The 6,061-nt window shown below is 70.2% G+C and carries 4 protein-coding genes; 3 read left to right on the top strand and 1 reads right to left on the bottom strand.

Going from position 1 to position 6,061, the window contains the following annotated elements; all coding sequences use genetic code 11:
- The 3 genes from GA0070216_RS33135 to GA0070216_RS33125 all read left to right on the top strand — a co-directional run.
- A partial coding sequence (locus GA0070216_RS33135) for an RICIN domain-containing protein (protein WP_091254767.1) occupies nt 1–388 on the top strand: 388 nt, incomplete at its 5' end.
- A gap of 766 nt (nt 389–1,154) precedes the next feature.
- Nucleotides 1,155–4,013, top strand: a complete 2,859-nt coding sequence (locus tag GA0070216_RS33130) for a glycosyl hydrolase family 95 catalytic domain-containing protein (protein WP_091254763.1) — start codon at nt 1,155–1,157, stop codon at nt 4,011–4,013.
- Nucleotides 3,979–4,398, top strand: coding sequence for a hypothetical protein (locus GA0070216_RS33125; protein WP_141723291.1), 420 nt, complete (start codon nt 3,979–3,981; stop codon nt 4,396–4,398). Before GA0070216_RS33130 ends, GA0070216_RS33125 begins: the two co-directional genes overlap by 35 nt.
- A gap of 129 nt (nt 4,399–4,527) precedes the next feature.
- Here GA0070216_RS33125 and GA0070216_RS33120 read toward each other — a convergent pair whose 3' ends face one another.
- Nucleotides 4,528–5,730 (bottom strand): serine hydrolase domain-containing protein, encoded by a 1,203-nt coding sequence (locus tag GA0070216_RS33120; RefSeq protein ID WP_091254756.1) that lies wholly within the window; start codon nt 5,728–5,730, stop codon nt 4,528–4,530.
- Nucleotides 5,731–6,061: the final 331 nt, after the last annotated feature.

Below are 6,061 nucleotides of genomic sequence, written 5' to 3'. Positions count from 1 at the left end.
CAACCGCAACAGCGGCAAACCCCTCGCCATCGCCGGCAACTCCACCGCCGACGGCGCCAAGACCGTCCAGCAGAGCGGCACCCCCACCTGGACGATCAGCACCACCCAGGACGCCTACACCCTGCGCTACACCGCCTCCGGAAAGATGCTCGACGTCAACGCCGGCAGCACCACCCAGGGCCTGCAACTACAGCAGTGGTCGGCCAACGGCGGCACCAACCAGATGTGGTACCTGCGCCCCACCGGTGACGGCTACTACACCATCGTCAGCCGCAGCAGCGGACTGGCAGCCGACGTCTCCGGCGCCTCGACCAGCGACGGAGCGCAGGTCGTGCAGTGGACCGCCAACGGCGGCACCAACCAACAGTGGCAGTTCGCACCCGCCTGACCAGTGGCAGAGGTGAGGGTCACGTTCGGCCGCCGGTAACGGACTGCCGATCGTCGCGCCGACTCGGGGGCACGGTTTGTGCGCCCGAGTCGGCCGCGATCCAAGCACGGTGGGACACGAGCTACCGCTCCGGACAGACGCCAGCCTGATCCGCTCGCTACCCGTACGTGCGCCAGGCCCGGGGCGTTGCCGGACGAGCGCGGAAGAGCTGGACAGACCACCGTGCCGGCGATCGCCGCTCTCGGAGACGCCCATGTCGGAAGCCCTCGTCCACGACGAGCACCGCCCGCATCAGGATCGCCAACGTCCGACCACGCACCGCTACCCGAACCGCACAGGCTCGACCGCCTGAGCAACCGTCGTCGTGACCGCCTCTCGGCGGCCACCTGCATGAGTACGAACATGCGGCCTGACCTGCCCGGATGACATTCTCAGCAGATGCAACGTCTGATCTTTGGGGAGGTACCCGCCACGCGGTCGCCGCTCGCGCGCCGACTCTGCAGGACGACAGCGCGGCCGGTGTGGGCTGGGTTTATGGGCCCGAGACGGTCGGGGCGCCAGCATGGCACGCGGCCCCGTGGCAACATGTTGACCATCTTCGATTTTCGGGGTTAACATGTGACGTCTGATGAATGTTGGACGCCGCGCCGCCCTCGAACGACTCAGGCGATGTCCTCGTCAACGTTCCGCTTCTCCTGCCTTGCGATCGTCACGACCGGGCGGCTGGGGCCGCCGCCGCGTCGCTCGGCTGCATGAAGGAGACAAGATGTCTGAAGTGACACGAAGGAAACTCCTCGGAGCCGGGGCGGCCGGGGCTGGGGCCGTGCTGCTGCCGGCGGGTTGGACCGCAGCCGCGCGGGCCGAGTCGGTCGCACCGCCACACGTGCTGGCAGCCAACGACATGGCGTTGTGGTACGACGAGCCGGCGGGTACGGATTGGTTACGGGCTCTGCCGATCGGCAACGGCCGGTTGGGCGCGATGGTGTTCGGGAATGTCGACACCGAGCGGCTGCAACTCAACGAGGACACCGTGTGGGCCGGCGGCCCGTACGACTCGGCCAACACCCGCGGTGCGGCCAACCTGGCGGAGATTCGGCGGCGGGTTTTCGCTGATCAGTGGACGCAGGCGCAGGATCTGATCAACCAGACCATGCTGGGCAGTCCGGTCGGGCAGTTGGCCTACCAGCCGGTCGGCGACCTGCGGCTCGCTCTTGGCAGTGCCAGCGGGGCGTCGCAGTACCAGCGGACCCTCGATCTGACCACGGCCACCACTACCACCAGCTACCTGCTCAACGGGGTGCGGTTTCAGCGTGAGGTGTTCGCCAGCGCACCGGACCAGGTGATCGTGATCCGGCTGACCGCCGACCGGGCGAACGCGATCACGTTCACCGCCACGTTCAGCAGCCCGCAACGGACGACCGTGTCCAGCCCGGACGCCGCCACGATCGGCCTCGACGGTGTCTCCGGCAACATGGAGGGCATCAACGGCCAGGTGCGGTTCCTTGCCCTGGCCAATGCCGCCGTGAGCGGTGGCACGGTCAGCAGCTCCGGTGGCACGCTGCGGGTCTCCGGCGCGACAAGCGTCACCCTGTTGGTGTCGATCGGTTCCAGTTACGTCAACTACCGGACCGTCAACGGCGACTACCAGGGCATCGCGCGGCGGCACCTCGACGCGGCCCGCACCGTCGGCTTCGACCAGTTGCGCGGGCGGCATGTGGCCGACTACCAGGCGCTGTTCAACCGGGTGTCGATCGATCTGGGACGCACGACGGCGGCCGACCAAACCACCGACGTGCGGATCGCGCAGCACGCGAGCGTCAACGATCCGCAATTCTCCGCGCTGCTGTTCCAGTACGGTCGCTACCTGCTGATCTCCTCCTCACGGCCGGGCAGCCAGCCGGCGAACCTGCAGGGGATCTGGAATGATCAGATGGCTCCCTCCTGGGATTCGAAGTTCACCATCAACGCGAATCTGCCGATGAACTACTGGCCGGCCGACACCACCAACCTGGCCGAGTGTTACCTGCCGGTCTTCGACATGATCAAAGATCTGACGGTGACCGGCGCCCGCACTGCTCAGGTGCAGTACGGCGCGGGGGGTTGGGTCACCCACCACAACACCGACGCGTGGCGCGGCTCGTCGGTGGTCGACGAAGCCCTGTGGGGAATGTGGCAAACCGGCGGCGCCTGGCTGGCCACCATGATCTGGGACCACTACCAGTTCACCGGAGACGTCGAGTTCCTGCGCGCCAACTACCCGGCCATGAAGGGCGCTGCCCAGTTCTTCCTCGACACGCTGGTCAGCCACCCGACGCTCGGCTACCTCGTCACCAATCCGTCAAACTCGCCCGAGCTGCGTCACCACACGAACGCCAGCGTCTGCGCGGGGCCGACGATGGACAACCAGATCCTGCGTGACCTGTTCAATGGCGTCGCACGGGCCGCCGAAGTCCTCAATGTGGATGCCAACTACCGCGCCCAGGTATTGACTGCCCGGGACCGGCTGCCGCCGACGCGTGTCGGGTCCCGCGGCAACATCCAGGAATGGCTCGCCGACTGGGTGGAGACCGAACGGACCCACCGGCACGTCTCCCACCTGTACGGGCTGCACCCCAGCAACCAGATCACCAAACGCGGCACACCACAACTGCACCAGGCGGCACGACAGACCCTGGAACTGCGCGGCGACGACGGCACCGGCTGGTCACTCGCCTGGAAGATCAACTATTGGGCGCGACTCGAAGACGCCACCCGCTCTCACAAGCTCCTCCGCGACCTGGTACGCACCGACCGGCTCGCGCCGAACATGTTCGACCTGCACCCGCCCTTCCAGATCGACGGCAACTTCGGTGCCACCTCCGGCATCGCCGAAATGCTGCTCCACAGCCACGCCGGCGAACTACACCTCCTGCCCGCACTACCATCCGCCTGGCCAACCGGGCAGGTCACCGGGCTCCGCGGCCGCGGCGGATACACCGTCGGCGCCGCTTGGAGCAGCAGCCGAATCGAGCTCGTGGTCACTCCCGACCGCGCCGGACCCGTCCGCGTTCGCAACCGGATCTTCGCCGGCACCTTCGAACTGCGCGACGAGACGAGCGGCAGTGCCGTCCAGCCGACACGGATCGAGGCCGATCTCGTGGAGTTCACCGGGCAGGCCGGCCACACCTACCGCGCATCCGGGGTCAGCTCGGGGCCGGTCGAGGCTGGTGCGTACTACCGGCTCGTGGCCCAGCACAGCGGCAAGGCCGCCGACATCAACGGTGCGTCCACCGCCGCCGGCGGGTTGCTGATCCAGTGGCAGAGCTCCAGCGGACAGAACCAGCAGTTCGAGTTCGTGTCGGCGGACGGGGGCCACTTCCGGATCAGGGCGCGGCACAGCGGCCTGTTCCTGCAGGCCGCCAACAACAGCACCGGCGCCGACATCACCCAGCAACCCGGTGCATCCAACGCCGCCAGCCAGCAATGGCGGGTCGACGACCAGGGCGGCGGGGTGGTCAGACTCATCAACCGGCAAAGCGGCCTGGCAATGGACGTGTGGCAGGCTTCGACCGCCGACGGTGCCCGCATCTCCCAGTGGACACCCGGCACCGGTGCCAACCAGCGATTCCAACTTCAACGAATCTGACGACCTGGTGCATGTGCGGTGGCACGACGATGAGCGCGTGTCACCGCGGTTGACGGGCCTGCCCCGTTCCGTGATTGACCACCTGGCCACCGAGGTGGCGCCGCGACGGCGGGCACAGCACCATGACCGGTTCGCCGCGCGGACCTGCCGTCGCCGGATCGGAGCAGACGTGCAGATCCTCGCCGACGCCGGCTACCAGGGCCTCGGCACCGACCGCACCGCCCGCGTAGGCGAGGGCTCGGTCGTGACCCCGACGAGCTGGTCGCCGGCGCGGCGCGGGGATCTCCGCCCAGGGGCGGGCAGCTCGTCCGTGGTCCAGGTGCCGCGCGTCGGTCACCGGGCCACGGGGCCGGCCGGGACGACCGGGCGACGCCCCGGGCGCTGAGGTGGGCGCCGCCGCCGTCACCCGCACGCGGCCCGGCCCTGGCCCCGGGTGCCCGAGGACCTTCGCCCCACTGCCGCCCGGCGCGGCCCCGAGTGTTCCAGGAGCCGCGACACTGCGGTCGGGGCCGCCTCAGCGGTCGGTGTCGCACAGCGCCGCGTCGACGCTCCCGTTCACCTTCGTGAGCATCTGCTCGGAGGTCGGCAGGCCGGTCACGGCCACGACGGCGGCCCGGCCGTCCCGGGTGACCAGGTTGCGGGTCTCGAAGCCCTGGATGTCGCCGCCGTGGCCCCAGGCGTAGCCGCCGCAGGGCAGCTCGTGGCGGGCGACGCCCAGCCCGTACTCGAAGCCCCCGGCCGGCTCGAAGCCGGGGGCGGGCACGGTCTTGGTCATGGCCGCCTGCTGCGCGGGCCGGAGCAGCTTGCCGGCGAGGAGCGCCTCGAAGAAGGTGCGCAGCTCGTCCGGGGTGGACACCAGTTGCCCGGCGGCCCAGCCCAGGGACGGGTCCATGTCGGTGACGTCCACCCACGGGGCGCCCGGAGCCACCGCCACGTAGCCATGCGGGTGGATGCCCCGCAGGCGCTGTTCCCCGACCTCCGGCCAGTAGGTGTGGCGCAGGCCGAGCGGCGTGATGACGCGGTTGGTGATCTCCTCGCCGATCGGGCGTTCGGTGACCCGTTCGACGATGAGCCCGGCGAGGACGTAGTTGGTGTTGCTGTACTCCCACGTGGTGCCGGGGGCGAAGTGCGGGGCGCCCGTGAGCGCGGCGTCCACCAGCCGGCGCGGCTCGTGGTACGAGTGGCTCTTGTCGACCAGGTCCTCGGCCCTGGTGAACAGCACGTCGTCGTAGTCGGGCAGGCCGCTGGTCTGCTGGAGCAGGTGGCGTACGGTGATCTTGCGACCGTCGTTGCCGTGGCCGCGCACGACGCCTGGCAGGTAGCGCTCGACCGGGGCGTCCAGGTCGATGCGGCCCTCACCCACCAGTTGCAGGACGACCACGGCGGTGAAGGTCTTGGTGTTGCTGCCGATGCGGACCTGGCCGTCGCGGGGCACCGGGCGGTGCGTCCGGAGATCGCCGGTCCCGGCGGTGTAGTCGCGGACCCGCCCGTCGGCCCCCCGCACGGAGGCGAGCGCGCCGGGGAAGCCGCCCTCGCCGACCAGGCGGTCCAGTTGCCGCTGGACGGCGTCCTTCGGGCCGGCGTGCCCGCCGGTCCCGGTGCCGGCGAACGCGGAAGGGCCGGTAAGGGCCGTGCCGGCGACGACGGCGGCCAGCACGCCGGCCACCCCCCGCACGGTCCGACGGCTGCTGGTGGAACGGCGCACTGTCCGGGGCATGACGGCTCCTCGATGTCGGTGACGCTGGACACCGACCATGTTTCGGCAACCGCCGGGCGGGGGCGATCCCGCCAGCCGCCGTCCTGCGGTACAGCCTGCGCTACCCGTGCAGGTCGGCGGCCCCGGTGCCCTCGGTGCGACCACGGCCCGGTCGGCCCGCCGGCCGGCGGGCGGGCCCTGGGGCCAAGTGGGGCGGGCGCACCTGGGACACCTGCCGGGCTCCCGTGGGGCACCGGTCGACCAGTGTGTCGTGCTCGGGCAGCAGCACGGTGTGGCCGGCGAGAACGGTCTCCGAGTGCCAGTGGGGCTGGTCGGTGGCGAACTGGTACGC

This window comes from Micromonospora matsumotoense (assembly GCF_900091525.1).
In the GTDB taxonomy this organism is placed as follows: domain Bacteria; phylum Actinomycetota; class Actinomycetes; order Mycobacteriales; family Micromonosporaceae; genus Micromonospora; species Micromonospora matsumotoensis.
The sequence above is the reverse complement of the archived record's forward strand: the minus strand, read 5'-3'. Positions and strand labels throughout refer to the sequence as shown.

Coding starts and splice junctions, on each gene's coding strand:
- GA0070216_RS33120 (WP_091254756.1), bottom strand. CDS start 5,730: ATGCCCCGGACAGTGCGCCGTTCCACCAGCAGCCGTCGGACCGTGCGG.
- GA0070216_RS33130 (WP_091254763.1), top strand. CDS start 1,155: ATGTCTGAAGTGACACGAAGGAAACTCCTCGGAGCCGGGGCGGCCGGG.